Genomic DNA, 18,721 nt, shown 5'->3' with positions numbered 1-18,721 from the left:
TCATCCCTCCGTCAGCCGTCGGGGAGAAGCACCGTGCCCCTGGGCGTTGCGCACGAAGAGCTCGTGCAGATCGCGGACCGCCCGCGGAACGGAGCCGGAGTGGCGGCGCTGCAGTACCAGCAGTACGTCGGTCGCATCCCCCGCGAGTGGCCGCACAGAGATCGCGCCCCGCCGCTCCAGCGGGTCGCCGACGACGCTGAAGTCCGGCAGCACCGTGGCCCCCAGCCCCTCGGCCACCATCAGCTTGCCCATCTCCGCGCCGTCGGTGGAGTACGAGAAGGACGGAGTCCGGCCGCGGAGCAGCCGGTGCACGAAACGGTGCATCACATAGCCGGACCGCATCACGACCAGCGGCTCGGCCAGAAGACTGTCCACGTCCACCGCATCCAGGGCCGCCAGCGGACTGTCCGGACGCACGCACACCACCGGCCGGCCGCACAGCAACTCCGTCGTCTCGAAGCCGGGCGGAATGTCGTCGCCCCGGAGGTAGTTCACCAGCCCCAGGTCGAAGGCGCCCTCCAGCAGGCCGCGATGGATGTCGGCCTGCTGCGCGCCGACCAACTCCACCTGGGTGACCGGGTGCGAGGCCCGGAACTCGCGCACGGTCGGGATGACCAGCGGCACGGTAGCCGTGTTCACCGTGCCGAGCCGGACCATGCGGCTGATGCGGTGCTGGTCGCCGGCCGCGCCGCGCAGCCGGTCGACCGCTTCGAGCACGCTCATGATGTGCGGCAGCAGCTCGCGTCCCTCGTCGCTGATCTTCGCCCCGGACCGCTTGCGCTCCAGCAGGTCCACGCCGAGCTCGCGCTCCAGATTGCGTACGGTCTCGCTGAGCGCCGGCTGGGACAGGTGCAGCTCCTCGGCGGCGCGCCGCAGCGAACCGAGCCGTGTGACGGCGGCGATGTATTCGAGCTGTTCGATACGCACGGACAGGAGACTGCGCCCTCCCGGGACCGGGTTCAAGGGAATCCCTGTCACAACCTCGTGAATACCGACTCTCACCATGTGGAATCACATCCGGGAATTCTTGACCGGCCGGACTCCCTCCTGGTTCGATCGGTGGCATGAAGCGACAGGACCTCACGCGGCGACTCCACGTCGACCTTGCGCGTGTTTCCAGCGCCTTCTGTCGCTGTCGGGCCTGAGCGCCCCCGAGGGAAACCCTCCCACCCGCTCCCTCCGCGACTTCCTTCCCTGGATTCCGGTCCCGGCTCGTTTCCGTCGTGACGACGGCTTTCCCGGAGACCCCGCTCCAGCGTGCCTGAATTCCGCGGAGCCCATTCGTCCTGCCCGCGCAGCATTTTTCGCCAGGAGCTCCCATGCCCGCGTCCTCCGCACACCCCGGATCCGCTCCCGTCCGCTTCGCCTACTGGGTGCCGAACGTCAGTGGCGGTCTGGTCACCAGCACCGTCGAGCAGCGCACCGACTGGGGCTACGACTACAACCGCGAACTCGCCGTCCTCGCCGAGAACAACGGCTTCGACTACGCGCTCAGCCAGGTCCGTTACATGGCCAGCTACGGCGCCGAGTACCAGCACGAGTCCACCAGCTTCAGCCTCGCCCTGCTGCTCGCCACCCAGCGGCTGAAGGTCATCGCCGCCGTCCACCCCGGCCTGTGGCACCCGGGCGTCCTCGCCAAACTCGGCGCCACCGCCGACCACCTGTCGAACGGCCGCTTCGCCGTCAATGTCGTCAGCGGCTGGTTCAAGGGCGAGTTCACCGCGCTGGGCGAGCCCTGGCTGGAGCACGACGAACGCTACCGGCGCTCCGAGGAGTTCATCCGCGCCCTGCGGAAGATCTGGACCGAGGACCACGCCGAACTCGCCGGCGACTTCTACCGGTTGCGCGGCTTCTCCCTCAAGCCCAAGCCGCTGAACACCCCCGAGCGTCCGCACCCGGAGATCTTCCAGGGCGGCAACTCCACCGCCGCGCGCGCCATGGCGGGCCGCGTCTCCGACTGGTACTTCTCCAACGGCAAGGACTTCGACGGGGTCACGGAGCAGATCGATGACGTCCGTGCCTCAGCCGCCCAAGCGGGCCGCACCGCACCGAAGTTCGGCCTCAACGGGTTCCTCATCGCCCGCGACACCGAGGCCGAAGCCCGCGAGACGCTCCGTGAGATCGTCGCCAAGGCCGACACCCAGGCCGTGCACGGCTTCCGCGACGCCGTCCAGCAGGCCGGCCCGTCCACCGGCGACGGCAAGGGCATGTGGCAGGACTCGACGTTCGAGGACCTCGTCCAGTACAACGACGGCTTCCGCACCGGCCTGATCGGCACCCCCGAGCAGATCGCCGAACGGATCGTCGCCTACAAGCGGCTCGGCGTCGACCTCTTCCTCCTCGGCTTCCTGCACTACCTGGAGGAGGTCGAGTACTTCGGCAAGCGGGTGCTGCCCCTGGTGCGCGAACTGGAGGCACAGGAAGCCGCGTCCGAGCCCGCCGCCGCCCACGCCTGACCGCGGCCCGCACACGAAACGACGAACCGAAAGGTCCTCCCATGGCCACTGTCCTGTCCGTCTCCGGAAGCCCCTCCGCCACCTCCCGCACCGCTCGGCTGCTGCGCCACCTGGACGAACGGCTCATCGCGCAGGGGCACGAGGTGATCGCGCTGGACGTTCGTACCCTGCCTGCCGAGGCGCTGCTCGGGGCCGACTTCGCTCACCCGGCGATCGTCCGGGCCGCCGCCCTGTTCGAGCAGGCGGACGGGGTGGTGGTCGGTACCCCCGTCTACAAGGCCGCCTACTCCGGACTGCTGAAGTCCCTGCTCGACCTGCTCCCGCAGTACGCCCTGGCGGGCAAGACGGTCCTCCCGCTGGCCACCGGCGGCACCACCGCCCACGTCCTGGCCATCGACTACGCCCTGCGCCCGGTGCTGGCCTCCATGGGCCCTGCGCACATCACGCCGGGCTGGTTCACGCTCGACAGGGACATCACGGTGGGCGAGGACGGCACGCTGACCGTCGCGCCGGGATCGGCCGAGGCTCTGGCGCAGGTCACGGACCAGTTCTCGGCCGCGCTGGGCGAGCGGACGACACTGCTGGCGGCCGCCGGATGAGCGCTGCGCACGTCATCGCGGACGACGCCGAGGCCCTTGCCGTGGCCGCGGAGCTGGCCGCGGACTTCCGCAAGGGCGCCGCCGAGCGGGACGCGCGGCGCAGGCTCCCGCACGGGGAGCTGGAGCGGCTGTCCGCCTCCGGGCTGCTCGCCGTGACCGTGCCCGCCCGGTTCGGCGGCGCGGACGTCCGTGCGGACACGCTCGCCGAGATCTTCCGGCTGCTGGCCGCCGCCGATGCCAGCCTGGCCCAGATCCCGCAGAGCCACTTCGTGTACGTCAACGTGCTGCGCCGGCAGGGGACCGGCGAGCAGCAGGAGTTCTTCTTCGGCGAGGTACTGGCCGGCAAGCGGTTCGGCAACGCCCAGTCCGAGGCGGGCACCCAGCACGTCCAGGACATCCGCACCCGCCTCGCCCGGCTCCCGGACGGGTCGTACGTCCTCGACGGCGTCAAGCACTACTCCACCGGCGCGCTGTTCGCCCACTGGATCCCCGTCCTCGCCCGCACCGAGGACGACACCCTGCACGTGGCGTACGTCCCGCGCGACGCGCCCGGCGTCACGGTCGTGGACGACTGGGACGGCATGGGACAGCGCACCACCGCCAGCGGAACCGTCCGCCTGGAGTCGGTGCCGGTGCCCGCCGACCGGGTCGTGCCGCACCACCTCACCTTCCAAGGCCCCCAACTCTACGGTGCGGTGGCTCAGTTGCTGCACGCGGCCATCGACGCCGGCATCGCCTCCGGGGCGCTGGCCGAGGCGGTGGAGTTCGTCCGTACGAAGAGCCGCCCCTGGTTCGAGAGCGCCGCCGAGGGGCACGCGACCGCCGCGGAGGATCCGCTGTTGATCCAGCGGTTCGGCGAACTGGCGATCAGGGAACGGGCTGCCGAGGCGTTGCTCCGCGAGGCCGCCCGCGCGGTCGACGACGCCCGCGCCGACCTGACCGACGACTCGGCCGCCGCGGCCTCGATCGCGGTGGCCACCGCGAAAGTGGCGGCGGCCGAGGCCGCCGTGGAGGTCGCCAGCGCCCTCTTCGAGGTCTCCGGCACCCGCTCGGCCCTCGACTCCCTGGGCCTGCACCGCCATTGGCGCGACGCGCGCACCCACACCCTGCACGACCCGGCCCGCTGGAAGGTCCAGCACATCGGCCGTTACGTGCTCAACGGCACCAAGCCGCCCCGGCACGGCCTCCTCTGACGAACGCTGACGAACGCTGACGAACACCGATCGGAGCCCCCACGTGTCCCTCACCTTCCACTGGTTCCTGCCCACCAACGGCGACAGCCGCCACGTCGTCGGCGGCGGCCACGGCACTCCCGCCACGGAGTCCGGGCGCGACCGGCCGCCGACGGTCGCCTACCTGAGCCAGATCGCCCGAGCCGCCGAGGACCTCGGCTTCACCGGGGCACTCACCCCGACCGGCGCGTGGTGCGAGGACGCGTGGCTGACTACCGCCATGGTCAGCCAGAACACCGAGCACCTGAAGTTCCTCGTCGCCTTCCGCCCCGGCTTCGTCTCGCCGACGCTCGCGGCGCAGATGGCCTCCACCTTCCAGCGGCAGACCGGCGGACGGCTCCTGCTCAACGTCGTGACCGGCGGCGAAAGCCACGAGCAGCGGGCCTACGGGGACTTCCTCGACAAGGACGCGCGGTACCGCCGTACCGGCGAATTCCTGGAAATCGTCCGGGGGTTGTGGGAGGGCAAGACCGTCGACCTCGCCGGCGAGCACCTCCGGGTCGAGGACGCCAGGCTCGCCCGGGTGCCCGACCCGGTGCCCGAGGTGTACTTCGGGGGCTCCTCGCCGATCGCCGGAGAAGTTGCCGCCAGGCATGCGGACGTCTACCTCACCTGGGGTGAGCCGCCCGCAGCCGTCGCGGAGAAGATCGCCTGGGTCAGGGCGCTGGCCGCCGAGGAGGGCCGCAGCGTCCGCTTCGGAATCCGGTTGCATGTCATCACCCGCGACACCTCCGAGCAGGCCTGGGCCGAGGCGGAGCGGCTGCTGGCGGGCTTCGACGCGGAGACCGTGCGGCAGGTTCAGGCCGGGCTTGCCCGCAGCGAGTCGGAGGGACAGCAGCGCATGCTGGCCCTGCACGGGGGTGGGAGCCGGGACGGGCTGGAGATCCATCCCAACCTGTGGGCGGGCATCGGTCTGGTGCGGGGCGGGGCGGGGACCGCCCTGGTCGGCAGCCACACCGAGGTCGCCGAGCGGATCAAGGAGTACGCCGCGTTGGGGATCGAGGAGTTCATCTTCTCCGGGTATCCGCATCTGGAGGAGGCGTACTGGTTGGGCGAGGGCGTGCTGCCGAAGCTTCAGGCGCAGGGTCTGTGGCGGCACCCGTACGGGCAGCAGGTGGCCCCCGCCGCCCAGGTCCCGTTCGCCGGTGCCGGGAGCGCGCGACGCCCCGTGTGATCGCCGACGCCACCGGCCCCGCTCCCACGGAGGCGCCGAGGTGCGACGGCTTCGACCTCACCTACGTCACCACCCCTGGCTCCTTCGCCGACTTCGCCGACCTCGTCGTCCCGGAACCGGGCAGCCGCGGCAGGATCGCGGCCCCGTCCGCCGGCGCCACGCTTCGCGAACGCCTCCACGGCACGGCCGGCGGCTCCCCGCGGCCGTCGAGGGATATGGGGGGCGGTGACGTGACCGCGGTCAGCGGAGTTCCCTCTCGGGTGGTGGGGGAGCGGGCGGTGATCACGGACGACAGGCCGATGGCGGCCACGGCGGAGATCGCGCCGCCGAGGATGAGGCTGAAGCGGGCGCCGAGGGTGTCGGAGACCAGGCCGACCAGAGGGGCGCCGACCGGAGTGCCTCCGAGCAGGACGAGAAGGTAGACGGAGACGATGCGACCGCGCATGCCCGGGTCGGCGTTCAGCTGAGTCATGGCGTTGGCCGTGGTCATCACGGTCACGGAGGCGAACCCGGTGGGCACGAGGACGAGCAGGAAGGTGGCGTAGCCGGGCACGAGTCCGGACAGCGCCTCCAAGGCTCCGAAGACGACCGTGGCGGTGACCAGGCGGCGGGCGGTGGGAGGTTTTCGCTTGCCGGCTCCCCTGAGCGCACCGACGAGGCTGCCGATGGCGTAGGCGGCGGACAGGTATCCGAAAGCGGCGGAACCCGCGTGGAAGACGGTGATGGCGATCAGCGAGATGGTGACCTGGAAGTTGAAGCCGAAGGTGCCGACGAAGGCGATGACCGTGATCGGCAGCAGGAGGTCGGGACTGGCGCGGATGGCTCGGAAGGCGTCCGACAGACGGGCGTTCCCGCGGTTCTTCTCCTGGGGCGCGTGGAGTTCGTCGGCGCGAACGGCGATCAGTCCGTAGAGGACGGCGAGGTACGAGGCCGCGTTGGCCAGGAAGACGGGTCCGGTGCCCGCGGCCGCGACCGTCAGGCCCGCCACCGCCGGCCCGATCGCGCGGGCGACGTTGAACTGCGCGGAGTTCAGGCTGACGGCGTTGGCCAGGCGTTCCTTGCCGACGAGCTCGGACACGAAGGCGTTGCGGGCCGGGCTGTCCAGCGCCGTGGCGGTGCCCAGCAGGAAGGCCAGCAGGTACACGGCCCACAGGTTCACCGCACCGGTGACCGTCAGGACGCCCAGGACCAGCGACTGCACTCCCATGGCGGACTGGGTGACGATCAGCAGGCGGCGCTTGGCGAAGCGGTCGGCGAAGACGCCCCCGGAGAGACCGAACAGTGTCTGTGGCAGGAACTGCAGGGCGGTGAGTATGCCGACGGCGCTGCCGCTGTTGCCGGTGAGCTGGAGGACCAGCAGATCCTGGGCGCCACGCTGCATCCAGGTACCGACGTTGGAGACGAGCTGCCCGATCAGGTAGCGGCGGAAGTCGCGGGCCCCGAGCGTGGCGAGTGCCTCGCTCGGAGCCCGTCGCTTTCCGCCCCTGCGGGCCCTGCGGTGCCGGCCGCTCACGTCGAGGGCGGCACGTCTGGCGGGGAGGGCCTGCGTCCTGTCGCTGCTGCGGACACGGCGGTGCTTGCTCATGACCTTCTACGGGTGGGAGCCGACGGGTACGGAGACGTGGTCGAGGTGGTGGAACCGCGGCGCGGGGTGCATCAGGAACTCGTGGTGGGAGATGTTCCAGGCGTACGCCCCAGCCAGGGCGAAGGCGATCCTGTCGCCGACGCGCAGCCGCTCTGTCCGCACGCCGTCGGCCAGGACGTCCTTGGGCGTGCACAGCTGACCGACCAGTGTGACGGGTTCGTCCTCGGCCCGGGGGCGTTCCCAGGGCCGGTCCCAGGTGTCGTCGGGGATGACGGTGAACGGCTGGTCGTGCTGTTTGGCGGCCGGTGTGCGCAGGTGGTGGGTGCCGCCGCGCAGCACGGCGAAGGCGTGACCGTGGCTGCGTTTGATGTCGAGGACCTCGGTGACGTACCAGCCGCAGTACGCGGTGACCGAACGGCCCGGTTCGATGCGCAGGGTCAGGTCCGGGTGGCCCTCCAGCAGGCGGCGCAGGCCGGCGCCGAAGGCCGCCCAGTCGAAGCGCCGGTCGGGACGGGTGTAGTCGACCTCCATGCCACCGCCGAGGTTGACCTCGCTCAGCTCCGTGCCGTGCCGGTCCGCCCATCCCCTCGCCCAGGTCAGGACCTGGCGGGCGAGGTCGAGGTGGGTGGCGGCATCCAGCCCGCTGGCGAGGTGGACGTGGATGCCGCGCAGCCGGATGCGGGGGTCGCCGGAGGCGAGGGCGAAGCAGCGGTCCAGGTGACTCGGGTCGAGGCCGAAGGGGCTGGGCCGGCCGCCCATGGCGAGGGCCACCGGGCCGAGGGCGATCGGGAGGTTGACCCGGAGCAGGACGTCCACGGCGCGTTCACCGAGCATGCCGGTGAGCTGGTGGAGCTCTTGTTCGCTCTCGACGTGCAGGCGGTCCACTCCGGCGCACAGTGCCTGTTCGAGTTCGGCCGGCGTCTTGCCGGGGCCGCCGAAGGCGATCGGCGTGCCGGGGCAGGTGGTCCGGATGTGGTGGAGTTCGCCGCCGGAAGCGACCTCGAAGCCGTCGACGTGGTCGCGCAGAACGTCCAGGAGCTGGGGGTCGGAGTTGGCCTTGGCGGCATAGAAGAGCCGGACGCGTTCGGGCAGGGCGGCACGGACGGCGGCCGCGTGCTCGCGCAGGTCCCGCAGGTCGTAGACGTAGGCGGGGAGTTCTTCCGCGGCCAGCTCGGTGACGTACGGGAAAAGTCGCTGCCTCACCGGGTCACCTCGCGGGGGAAGCCCTCGCCCAGCGGGCTGGGCAACGGGACGTAGCCGGCGTGCCGGTCGGCCTGCCGCGACCAGCGCAGCAGCAGATTGGCCTTGGCGGGCAGTGGTACGCCCGAGAGCAGGGCGCGCAGCCGGGGCGGCTCGCCCGCACCGCGGGAGTAGGCGTCGAGGTGGTCGCGGACCAGGCCCCACAGAGCGGGTTCCAGGGCGGGGTCGGTATCGGCGAGGGCGGCGAGGACTTCGGCTGTGTGGTTGACCAGGAGGCAGTAGGCCACCCGGTTCCAGCCGCGCTCGGCATCGTGCGTCATCGGAGTGCGCACGTCCTCGGGCAGGCCGGCGAGGAACGGACGGTGGTGTTCGGGGACGAGCTTGGTTCCCTCCAGGTCGCGGAAGATCACCTGGGCGGGGATGCCGTCGCCGCTCACACCGACGACGACGTTCTGCAGATGGGGTTCGAGGACGATGCCGTGCTCGAAGTAGGCGGTCAGGACGGGGGGCAGCAGCAAGCCGAGGTAGGCGTCCCACCAGGTGAGCGCGTCACCGTCACCGAGGGCCAGGAGGCGGGAGACGTGAGCCGGGCTGGTGGGGTGCTCGTCGGCGATCGCGGCGGCCAGCAGCGGGGTCACGCCCGGACGCAGGTGTTCGCGCAGGCCGGTGCGGACGATGACGCCGAAGCCCTCCACAAGGCAGAGGTCGTCGCCGAGGGCGAGGGTGCGGTAGCCCGGCTCGGCGAGCAGCGAGCTTCCGTCATGGGCGTGGCCGATGTCGCCGAAGACGGGGCCCAGGAGCCGGTTGAGGGCCACGGCACCCGCCAGCTCGTACGCGGCGTTCTTGCGGACACAGTTGGTCAGCCGGACGTTCAGGCTGAACTTCAGGAACGTGTCGGCGTCCGGCTGGTACAAGGTCCGCACCGAAGCGGTGGGGACGAAGGCCGGGCCCACGACGCCCGTATCGACGATCGAGCCGGCGGCCAAGGCCTCGCGCAGCGCCGGATGGTCGCCGAGCATCCGGTACTGCCAGGGGTGCACCGGCAGGGTGACGTAGTCCCTACGCCCGGACGGATGAAGGGCGTCGAGCCCGCTCAGGTCACCTTCCTCGCGCACCAGACTCCGGTGGACGGCGAGGTAGCGCAGCGGGAAGCGGGTGCCGGTCTCCGGACCGTAGTCCAGCCAGTCCTCGGGGTCGCCGGTGCGCGACTTGGGCGAGGGGTGGAAGCGGTGCCCGAAGACCAGGGACTGCTCGGACTCCAGGTACGGGTCCTGCGGCAGAGCCGCCGTGGCGCGCCGCTCCAGGATGGTGTGGATGGTGTCACGGCTGTCGGAGACCTGGGCCAGGAACTCGTCGTTGGACACGCCGGTACGCAGTTCCAGCTCCTCCTGGATGTATCCGGCGAGCTCGTGCCACCCGATCGCGGACCAGTCCCCGCCGTCGTACCGCTCGACCGGACCGTCGAAGCGGTGCGCGCCGATCAGGGAGATGCGGCGCAGGGGGACGCGGAGCAGGACGTCGCGGCGGGGCAGCCGCAGCAGCAGGTGGTCCTGGTCGACGGTGACCTGGCGCTCGGGCGCGGAGACCTCACGGATCAGGCAGTTGAGCAGGGTGTGGGCGGTGACGGCGTCGGCGACCCGGGCGGGACCGTCGTTGGTGGCGAGAACGGCGCCGGTGGTGCTGGGTACGGTCATGCGGAAGGACTCCAGTCGGTGCAAGGAGATGTGCGGGGAGGCCGGCCGGGCCCGGCAGTCGGAAGCGGGCTGTCAGCGGTGGCGGGCCAGGGGGTTGGGGACGGGAGTCCACTGGGCGGCACCGGAGGCTTCGGCCAGTCGCATCGCGATGGTCGCCTTCAGCGGCAGCGTGTCGCCGAAGAACACCTCCCGGTCCCCGCTCGCATCAGGAAGGCCGGCGAAGACCTGGCGGCCGACGGCGGCCACCGCCGCCCACAGCTGCTCGGGGCCGGCGCCGCGCGTTCGTGACAACACGGAGACCAGCTCGCTGAAGACGCCGCTGAGCAGGCCCCCGAACAGCTTGGTCCGCAGCGCCCTCTCGTCGTTCCCCGCCCGCGTCCCGGACAGCGGCGGAAGCGAGAAGCCGTGGCGGGCGAGCCGCTCCGGGTGGATGCGCACGCCGTCCAGGTCCCGGTAGAGCACCCGCACCGGGCGTCCGCCGCGCAGGGCGACGAGCGTGTTCTGACCGTGGGCCTCCAGCGCCACCCCCATGGACAGCAGCGTCAGCGCGGGCGGCAGGACGAGTGCGGCGAACTCCGCCAGCCAGGTGACCGGGTCGCCGCTCACCATGCGGGCGCCGGTGGCGTGGACGGCGGTGAGCGGGACGGCGATCTCGTCCGGCCCGAGGTGCCGTTCACTCGACTCGCGGATCATCGCCGCCAGGCTCGCCGACGGCTTGCCGTTCACACGGACGGCACCGCCGGCGAGTTCGCGCAGGATGCGCAGGCTCTCGCCGTGACCGGCCTTGTCGACTACGGCGGTGACCAGCTCGGACAGGGGGGCTCCGTCGGCCACCTCGGCCGGAGAGATGGTGCGCCGGTAGTTGGTGACCTGTACGTCCAGTGCCGTCTTGATGTGGCAGCCGGGCAGGGCGTCGAGGGGAGACATGGTCCGCATCGACAGCAGCGGGCGGGCGGCGATCGTACGGTTCACGACCGGGAGGTCGGGCCGGCGTGCGAGTACGTGGTCGCGCTGCCAGGGGTGGACCGGCATCAGGACGGTGTCGCCGTCGCGCAGTTCCTGCGGCCAGTCGCCGGTGGCCTGCCAGCGGTCGGCCGGTACGGCGACGAGCGCCAGCTCGATGACGGGGTGGTGCTCGGGCGCGTAGGCGAGCACCTCGGCGACGGACAGTCCGGTGCGGGTACGGCAACAGGGGTGCTGGGGGTGGCCGTCGACCACAGCCTGTTCGGCGTCGGCGGAGTCCCGTACCTCGCGCGGCTCGTGGTTGGCCGCGCGGGCCAGGGCCAGGTTGGCGATGCTGTTGTCGAGCTCGACGGCCAGACGCGACGCGGCCTCCGTGTGGGCTCCGAGGGCGGCGAGGAGCCGGGCCGGCTCGTCGACCGGACCATCGGGCCCCTGCACGGCGAAGTCGGCGGGGACCGGGGCGAATCGTTCGGCCGCAGACGCCGGGCCCGTGAGCCGCCCACCACCGGTGAGGCGGACGACCAGCGTGCCTGCGTCGCGGTCGCGGTCCGCGATACCCGGGAGGGGTTCGCGGGCGAACGCGCCCCAGAGCCGGCCGAGCACCGTGGCACGTGCCCCGGGGAGCGCGGCCATGAAGGGTTCGACCAGATCGGGGCGCTCGTGGCGCAGTTCGTCGGTCGTGCTGCTGTGCGGCATGTTTCACCGTCCCGTCGCGTAGGAAAGCAAGGGAGAGGCTGCGGAGGCGAAAGGAAGCGCGCATGCGAACGCCGTCCGCGATCAGCCGCCGACAACGTTACGGGATCGTTGGTTAACTGATCGCCAGAGAGAAGGAAGGCCGGCATCAGAATCGATCCAGTATTCCGCCCGCCCCGCTGTGCCGGAAAATGGAGTTGTCGGCAGCTGATCGGCGGCATGTCCGGAGTTGCTCGCACCGGCGAACGAAGCGGCTGTGCCCGGCTGCTGCCCGACTCGGAGGCGATTGCCAGGCGATGAAGCCCGCGCTGTACGTTCTTAACCGTCTGCTTGCCTGGCGCTGTCAAACGTTGACGTTCTGCTGTAGCAGGGTCCGTAGGGTCGATTGCCGGGCAGGAGACGGTAAAGGAATACAGTTGTTCAAGTTCGCCGAGAGTAATTAACGCGACATTCGGCGGCTTTCCCGCCGCCGTGGCCCGAGAGCTTGTGATTCTGTCGGCATGCGTCTCTTACTGATCGAGGATGATGACCGGGTCGCCGGTCCGCTGATGGAGGGCTTGAGCCGTTTCGGGTTCACCGTCGAGCACGCCCGTACCGGTGCCGACGGACTCGCCGCGGGGGAAACGGAGATGGTGCTGCTGGATCTGGGACTGCCCGACATGGACGGCATCGACGTCTGCCGGACGCTCCGACTGCGCTCCCAGGTCCCCATCATCATGATCAGCGCGAGAAGCGATGAGGTCGACCGGGTTCTCGGTCTGGAGCTGGGAGCCGACGACTACCTGTCCAAACCGTTCGGAGTCCGGGAACTGGTCGCACGGATCCGCGCCGTCTTCCGGCGTGCCGGAACCGCTGCCGCCGAACCCGTTCCGGCCGTTGCCGCTTCGGGAGGCGGCCGTCCCGATCCGGCGGGCCGGACCCAGCACATCGGCCCGCTGGCCATCGACCGGCGGGGCCGCCAAGTCCACCTGCACCGGACCTCCGTCGCCCTCGCGCCCAAGGAGTTCGACCTGCTCGCCTATCTCGCCGACGATCCCGGCGCCGTCCGCACGCGACAGCAGATCCTGGACGCCGTGTGGGAACCGAACTACTTCGGCCCCACCAAGACTCTGGACGTCCACGTTGCCGCACTGCGCCGCAAACTGGGTGACCCTGCCTGGATCGACAACATCCGCGGCGTGGGATTCCGGCTCGCGCGACCCGCCGACACCGCGGCCGCCACGCAGGTCGACCCGTACGTCCGAGGAGACAACCGGTGACCCGCCGCCTCCTGCTCAGCTATCTCAGCCTCACGCTGCTGGTGCTGTTGTGTCTGGAAGTGCCGTTCGGCTACGTCTACGCGCGCGGGGAGAGGTCCCGCTTCACCGGCAACGGCCAGCAGGCCGCCGGCATGCTCGCAGAGGTGCTGGAGGAGAAGGTCGAGCGGCGGGGCGCCTCCGACGTCCCCGAAGTGGTGACGAGCTTCGCACGGCGCACCGGCAGTCACGTCATCGTCGTGGACAACAAGGGAAAGCTGATCGCCGACTCGCGCAACGTGGTGGCTGCCGGTACGGACCTGTCCGCGCAGCCGGACATCGCAACCGCTCTGGCCAACCGGTCCAGGTCCACCACCCGGCAGGATCCGGCCCTGGACGAAGACGTCTTCCTCGTCACCGTGCCGGGCGCCTCGGGCGGCACCGTCCGCTGCGTCGTACGAGCGTCCTTCCCCCTCACCGCGGTGACGTCCAAGGTCCACGACGCCTGGCTGGCGCTGGCGGCCGTGGGGCTGGGAGTGCTGGCGGCCGTCGCGCTGATAGCTCTCGCGCTGGCCCGCTGGATCACCCGCCCGGTGCGGGCGCTGGAGCACGCCACGACGCAGCTCGCCGACGGCACCCTGAAGGACCTGCCGGCCACCGACCTCGGGCCCCCCGAGCTGCGGCGCCTGGCCGCCAGCTTCGTTCGCACCGCGACCCGGTTGCAGCATCTGCTCAAGGCCCAGTACGCCTTCGCCTCGGAGGCGTCCCACCAGCTGAAGACGCCGCTGACCGCGCTGCGGCTGCGACTGGAGAACTTCGAGCCCTACCTCGACCCACAGGCACAACCCAGCCTCGACGAGGCGGTCGGCGAGGTGGAACGGCTCAGCCGAATGGTGCACGGCCTGCTCGCCCTGGCCCGGCTGGAGAACACGGCGACCACACCGGAGGCCACCGACCTGGACTCCGTCATCGCCGACCGCGCGGCCGTGTGGGCGGCCTTCGCCGGTGAGCACCACGTGGACATCGTCGTGGCCGGGCCGAGGATCGGCCAGGTGTGGGCCCTCCCCGACGCGCTGGAGCAGATCATCGACAACCTGCTCTCCAACGCGCTGCGGGTCGCGCCGCCCCAGACCACGATCACCTTGGCCACCGCCTGGGCGCACGGTGCACCCGCAACCGTCGAACTGCATGTGATCGACCAGGGCCCGGGCATGAGCGAGGAACAGCGGCGACGCGCCTTCGACCGCTTCTGGAGGGCGCACGACGCCGACCACGAAGGCACCGGGCTCGGCCTGCCCATCGTGAAGCAGCTCGCCCGCGCCTCGCGCGGCGAGGTGACCCTGCAGGCCGCACCCGGGGGCGGGCTCGATGCCGTCGTCCGCCTCAGGACCGCCGGCACACACCGCACAGCCCATCCGCGACGGCCGCGGTCGGTGATACGCGCAAGACAGGACGAGGCACCGCCCTTGCCCACCGAGCGCCCGCTTGCCGTGTCCGACTGGCAACAGTGAGCGCTGCTGCCGAAGACCGGCCATCCCCTGACACCGTGCCGGAGGGTCTTCACGCCCGAGCTGCCTCGCGCCGCCGCAGGGTCGTGCCGTTCGGCTCACACCAGGCTCCCAAGTCCGCATTCCCGCAGGCACCACGAACGATCACGGACACATCCATGACGACCAACACCGATCCCTCGTGTACCGCGGGGGGCGAGCAGGTCCTCCCGGCCGAACCCACACCGGAGACCATGCGACTCCTCCTCGTCGAGGACGACGACCGGATCGCCGGCCCCGTCCTGGAAGGGCTGGGCCGCTACTGCTTCGCCGTCGACCACGTGAAATCCGGGGCTTCGGCCTTGTCGGCCCCCGCCGCCGACCTCGTGCTTCTGGACCTCGGACTACCCGACATGGACGGCATCGACGTCTGCCGGGCCCTGCGCGCCCGGTCTGCCGTCCCCATCATCATGATCACCGCACGAAGCGAGGAGACGGACCGCGTGGTCGGTTTGGAACTCGGAGCGGACGACTATCTCTCCAAGCCTTTCGGTGTTCGCGAGTTGGTGGCGCGGATCCGGGCCGTCACCCGCCGCACCCACCCCGACAGGCTCGCCCCGCTGAATACCGGCACTGCCATGACCGGCGTGCCGGCCCACAGCTCCCCACATGCCCGACTCCCCGAGGAGCGCGGCGTGCAGCGCCTGGGCCCGCTGACCGTCAACCGGCGGACTCGGGGCGTCAGCGTCGACAGCCGCCCGCTCACCCTCACTCCGAAAGAGTTCGATCTCCTGGCCCAACTGGCCGGCGATCCCGGCGCGGTGCACTCCCGCCAACAGATCCTCGACACGCTATGGGGCCCGGACTACTTCGGCCCCACCCGCACACTCGACGTGCACGTATCGGCGCTGCGCCGCAAACTCGGCGACCCGGCCTGGATCTCCACCGTCCGCGGCATCGGCTTCCGGCTGACCGTTCCCGGCGACAGTGCATACACCTGAGGCGGCGCACCGGCGGTCGTCGCGCAGTCGACCGATGGCCGCGGCTGCCTTGGGCGCTCGCATCGCGGATCTCGGTGCAGCGGGCTGTACCCGATCGTCAGGCGGCTGACCAAGGGAGATGGAGAACTGGGACGGGAGTGTCTAGGGTCGGCGCGTGGCTTTCATCATGGTGTGTGAGGACGACGCGGCGGTCCGCGACGTCCTCAGGCGCGCCCTGGAGCACGACGGGCACACCGTCTCCGTCGCCGCCACGGCCGACAGCCTGCTGCGGCAGCTCGAACCGGCGCCCCACTTGGTCGTCCTGGATCTCGGCCTCCCGGACGCCGACGGCCGAGACGTCTGCCTGGCCCTGCGGGCTCGCGGCGTCGACGCGCCGGTGCTGATGCTCACGGCCCTGGACGGCCTGCATCACAAGGTGGGCGGCTTCGAGGCCGGCGCCGACGACTACATGACCAAACCCTTCGACATCCCGGAGCTGCTGGTCCGCGTCCGGGCGCTGCTGCGCCGGGCCACCGTGGCGCCCGCCCCGCGCGAGGTCGTCCTCGATCCGGCGAAGCACGTGGTGACCCACGATTCTGTGAGCATGAGCCTGACCCCGACGGAGTTCCGGCTGCTGGGCCGCCTGATCGCCTCGCAGGGCGACGCGGTACGCCGCCACGCCCTCGTCGCTGCCGGCTGGCCGCACGGGGCGCAGGTCAGCGACAACACCCTCGACTCCTATGTGCGCCGGCTGCGGGCCAAGCTGAGTGCGCTGGGTGTGGCCGAGCGGCTGGCGACCGTCCGCGGCGTGGGCTACCGATGGCAGTGACGGGATTCCGCAAGCGGGTCGTCGCACTCACCGTGCTGATCGCCACCGCCGTGGTCGCGGTCCTGGTCGTGGTCTCACACGTGCTGCTGAGCCGGGTGACGGACGCCGACGCGCACGATCTGGCACGTACGCGCGCCGAGGCGGTCGCGGCGAACGTCATCGCCAAAGGCGGCCGTGTCGTAGTGACGGAGAACGGCAGCGAGGCGCTGGACGAGGTCGCCTGGGTGTATGCCGACGGCCGCCTGCTCGACGGGAACGTGCCGCCGAGCCTGGTCGACCGCGTCGGGGAGCTGGCGGGCTCGGGGCGATCGCAGACCGTGTCGGCCGGCGACTACCTCCTGTACGCGCGGAAGGTCCCGGTCGACGGCCACCACGTCATGGTGATCGTCCGGGTGGACCTCACGCCCTACGAGACGTCCGAGCAGCGCAGTCTGACCTTGTCGCTGATACTGGGCGGCCTCGCGATCCTCCTCGCCGGCGGTGTCGCCCACCTCGTGGTGCGCCGCGCGCTGCGGGTCGTGCACGAGATGGCCGCCCTCGCCGACGAATGGGGCCATCACGAACCCGGGCGCCGCTTCGACCTCGGAGTCCCCCGCGACGAGTTCGGGGAACTGGGGCGGACCCTGGACCATCTCCTGGAGCGCGTCGACAACGCGCTGGCGGACGAGCGCCGGCTCACCGACGAGATCGCCCACGAGCTGCGGACACCGCTCACGGTCCTGCGGGCCGAGGCACAGCTGGCGCAGTTGTCCGGCGGATCGGTGCCGCCGGAAGCGGTGCTGGGCGAGGTCGACCGCCTCGATGCGGCGATCACGACCATTCTGCGCGCCGCGCGCGCACGGACGGACGCCGGTACCCGGTGCGATCTGCGCTCCGCCGCGCGGCAGGCGATCGCCGGCCGCGCGGTCGAGGTCGCCATTCCCCCGAAGGTCGAGGCCGCCGTGGCGGCCGACGTCGTCGTGTCGCTGCTGTCGCCCCTCCTGGAGAACGGCCTGCGGCATGCGCGGTCGCGAGTGTCGATCACCGCGCGCGTGAAGGGTGAGGCAATCGTGGTCGATGTCCTGGACGACGGCCCCGGATTCGATCCCGCGGAGGTCGACCGGGTCTTCGAAGCGGGTGTGACCGGCGGCGACGGGTACGGACTGGGGCTCCCAGTGGTCCGGCGCCTGGCCGCCTCGGCCGGTGCGGAGGTCCGCGCCATCGCGGACGGTCGCGGTCATGTCGAGGTGACGCTCCCGGCCGCCCGTTCCACCGCGTAGTCAGGTTACGTGCAGGTTCCCCGCGTGAACCTGCCCGCATGACGACGACAACCGAAGCACGCACCCGCAGTGGGCGGCTCATGCTCAACAAGGTCCCCGAGGTCACCCTCTGGTTCTGGGTGATCAAGGTCCTGTGCACGACCGTCGGTGAGAGCTTCGCCGACTGGATCAACATGAAGCTGGGTGTCGGCCTGGTCAACACCGCCTGGATCTTCACCGCGGTGTTCGTCGTGGTCCTGGCCGTCCAGCTGCGGCTGAAGCGGTACGTTCCGTTCCCTTACTGGCTGACGGTGGTCGTCGTCAGCGTCACGGGCACCCTGTACACCGACATCCTGACCGACCAGCTCAACGTGCCGCTGTGGATCAGTTCCGCGGTCTTCTCGGTGCTGCTCGCGGCGGTCTTCGGCGTGTGGTGGGCGCGTGAGCGCACGCTGTCGATCCACTCGGTCACCACGCTGCCGCGGGAGTCGTTCTACTGGCTCGCCGTTCTCGTCACCTTCGCGCTCGGCACCGCGACCGGCGACTGGACCCTGGAGCTGACCGGATGGAGCCCGGGCGTCTCCGTGGTGCTGCCGCTCGGCCTCATCGCCGCGATCACGGCGCTGTGGAGGTTCGGTGCGAACCCGGTGCTGTCCTTCTGGCTCGCCTACATCCTGACCCGCCCGCTGGGCGCGAACATCGGCGACTGGCTCGCCTCGCCCAAGGTCGCCCAGAACCCGGGCGACCCGACCGGTCTCGCGCTGGGCACGTTCACCACCAGCCTGATCTTCCTCGGCCTGATCCTGGCGACGGTGGTCTACCTGACGGTGACGCGCTCGGACGTGACCGAGACCCACGAGGCGACCTACGACGCACCGGCCACCGGCAACCCGGGCAGGGAGCGCACCGCGCTGGCCGGCTTCGTTCTGCTCGCCGTCGCCACCGCGGGCCTGCTGGTCTGGGCCCACGGCCAGCCGCATGTCGGCCCGGCGCCGGAGGAAGACAACACCTCCGCCGTCCAGATGGCTCCCGGCCAGGCGGTGAAGAAGTTCCCGCCCGCCAAGGTCGCCGCGCTGAAGACCCTCGCCTCCACCTCGCTCAAGGACGCACGCTCGGGGAACGCGACGGGGGCGCACGCGGCCGCCCAGTCGCTGCGTGACCTGTGGGACGCCGACCAGGCCTCGCTGCAGCCGCTGGACCAGACCGGCTGGACCTCCATCGACGCCCAGATGGACAAGGTGCTGGGGACCTTCGGCATCGACCACTCGAACCCGCCGATGCCGCCTGCGCAGCAGGAGAAGGAACTGAAAGCCCTCTTGACGGACATGGGCTGACGGACCGCACAGCGCCCGGCCG

The 18,721-nt window shown here is 71.0% G+C and carries 16 protein-coding genes; 11 read left to right on the top strand and 5 right to left on the bottom strand.

Annotated features, from left to right (window positions below; all coding sequences use genetic code 11):
• A complete protein-coding gene (locus IEZ20_RS12870; protein WP_189297728.1) occupies window positions 1-927 on the bottom strand; it encodes a LysR family transcriptional regulator in 927 nt (308 codons plus the stop codon).
• 137 nt (window positions 928-1,064) lie between these two features.
• Between IEZ20_RS12870 and IEZ20_RS40700 the strand changes: the two genes are divergently transcribed.
• From IEZ20_RS40700 to IEZ20_RS12850, 5 genes are all read left to right on the top strand, one after another.
• Window positions 1,065-1,145: a putative leader peptide gene (locus IEZ20_RS40700; protein WP_373303926.1), complete on the top strand. Its 81-nt coding sequence runs from the start codon at window positions 1,065-1,067 to the stop codon at window positions 1,143-1,145.
• Between the two features lie 174 nt (window positions 1,146-1,319).
• Window positions 1,320-2,456 carry a dimethylsulfone monooxygenase SfnG gene (gene sfnG, locus IEZ20_RS12865; RefSeq protein WP_189297725.1) on the top strand — a complete coding sequence of 379 codons (1,137 nt, stop codon included), beginning with the start codon at window positions 1,320-1,322 and terminating at the stop codon, window positions 2,454-2,456.
• A gap of 41 nt (window positions 2,457-2,497) precedes the next feature.
• Entirely contained in the window at window positions 2,498-3,055 is a 558-nt protein-coding gene (gene ssuE, locus IEZ20_RS12860; protein WP_189297723.1) for an NADPH-dependent FMN reductase, read from the top strand.
• The gene (locus IEZ20_RS12855) at window positions 3,052-4,248 is read left to right on the top strand and encodes an SfnB family sulfur acquisition oxidoreductase (protein WP_189297721.1); all 1,197 of its coding nucleotides are present in this window, start codon (window positions 3,052-3,054) and stop codon (window positions 4,246-4,248) included. Before ssuE ends, IEZ20_RS12855 begins: the two co-directional genes overlap by 4 nt.
• 43 nt (window positions 4,249-4,291) lie before the next feature.
• Entirely contained in the window at window positions 4,292-5,461 is a 1,170-nt protein-coding gene (locus IEZ20_RS12850) for an LLM class flavin-dependent oxidoreductase (RefSeq protein WP_189297719.1), read from the top strand.
• 61 nt (window positions 5,462-5,522) lie between these two features.
• Here IEZ20_RS12850 and IEZ20_RS12845 read toward each other — a convergent pair whose 3' ends face one another.
• The 4 genes from IEZ20_RS12845 to IEZ20_RS12830 all read right to left on the bottom strand — a co-directional run bounded on the left by IEZ20_RS12845 (window position 5,523) and on the right by IEZ20_RS12830 (window position 11,599).
• Window positions 5,523-7,046 (bottom strand): MFS transporter, encoded by a 1,524-nt coding sequence (locus IEZ20_RS12845; RefSeq protein WP_189297717.1) that lies wholly within the window; start codon window positions 7,044-7,046, stop codon window positions 5,523-5,525.
• Window positions 7,047-7,052: 6 nt separating this feature from the next.
• On the bottom strand, window positions 7,053-8,249 hold the full coding sequence (locus IEZ20_RS12840) for a type III PLP-dependent enzyme (protein ID WP_189297715.1): 1,197 nt from the start codon (window positions 8,247-8,249) through the stop codon (window positions 7,053-7,055).
• The gene (locus IEZ20_RS12835; RefSeq protein WP_189297713.1) at window positions 8,246-9,940 is read right to left on the bottom strand and encodes an IucA/IucC family protein; all 1,695 of its coding nucleotides are present in this window, start codon (window positions 9,938-9,940) and stop codon (window positions 8,246-8,248) included. The genes IEZ20_RS12840 and IEZ20_RS12835 overlap by 4 nt, the downstream gene beginning before the upstream one ends.
• 72 nt (window positions 9,941-10,012) lie before the next feature.
• Entirely contained in the window at window positions 10,013-11,599 is a 1,587-nt protein-coding gene (locus tag IEZ20_RS12830; protein WP_189297712.1) for an IucA/IucC family protein, read from the bottom strand.
• A 497-nt stretch (window positions 11,600-12,096) separates the two neighbouring features.
• Here IEZ20_RS12830 and IEZ20_RS12825 point away from each other — a divergent pair, with 497 nt between their 5' ends.
• The 6 genes from IEZ20_RS12825 to IEZ20_RS12800 all read left to right on the top strand — a co-directional run bounded on the left by IEZ20_RS12825 (window position 12,097) and on the right by IEZ20_RS12800 (window position 18,699).
• On the top strand, window positions 12,097-12,855 hold the full coding sequence (locus IEZ20_RS12825; RefSeq protein WP_189297710.1) for a response regulator transcription factor: 759 nt from the start codon (window positions 12,097-12,099) through the stop codon (window positions 12,853-12,855).
• Entirely contained in the window at window positions 12,852-14,342 is a 1,491-nt protein-coding gene (locus tag IEZ20_RS12820) for a sensor histidine kinase (RefSeq protein ID WP_189297708.1), read from the top strand. The genes IEZ20_RS12825 and IEZ20_RS12820 overlap by 4 nt, the downstream gene beginning before the upstream one ends.
• A gap of 230 nt (window positions 14,343-14,572) precedes the next feature.
• Window positions 14,573-15,319, top strand: a complete 747-nt coding sequence (locus IEZ20_RS12815; RefSeq protein ID WP_189297833.1) for a response regulator transcription factor — start codon at window positions 14,573-14,575, stop codon at window positions 15,317-15,319.
• 154 nt (window positions 15,320-15,473) lie between these two features.
• Window positions 15,474-16,127 carry a response regulator transcription factor gene (locus IEZ20_RS12810; protein WP_189297706.1) on the top strand — a complete coding sequence of 218 codons (654 nt, stop codon included), beginning with the start codon at window positions 15,474-15,476 and terminating at the stop codon, window positions 16,125-16,127.
• Complete coding sequence (locus IEZ20_RS12805) at window positions 16,118-17,386, top strand: sensor histidine kinase (RefSeq protein ID WP_189297705.1); 1,269 nt, start codon at window positions 16,118-16,120, stop codon at window positions 17,384-17,386. The genes IEZ20_RS12810 and IEZ20_RS12805 overlap by 10 nt, the downstream gene beginning before the upstream one ends.
• A gap of 38 nt (window positions 17,387-17,424) precedes the next feature.
• Window positions 17,425-18,699, top strand: coding sequence for a COG4705 family protein (locus tag IEZ20_RS12800; RefSeq protein ID WP_189297703.1), 1,275 nt, complete (start codon window positions 17,425-17,427; stop codon window positions 18,697-18,699).
• The last annotated feature ends 22 nt before the right edge of the window (window positions 18,700-18,721 follow it).

Origin of the sequence: Streptomyces cinerochromogenes (assembly GCF_014648635.1) — a bacterium.
Classification (GTDB): domain Bacteria; phylum Actinomycetota; class Actinomycetes; order Streptomycetales; family Streptomycetaceae; genus Streptomyces; species Streptomyces cinerochromogenes.
The sequence above is the reverse complement of the archived record's forward strand: the minus strand, read 5'-3'. Positions and strand labels throughout refer to the sequence as shown.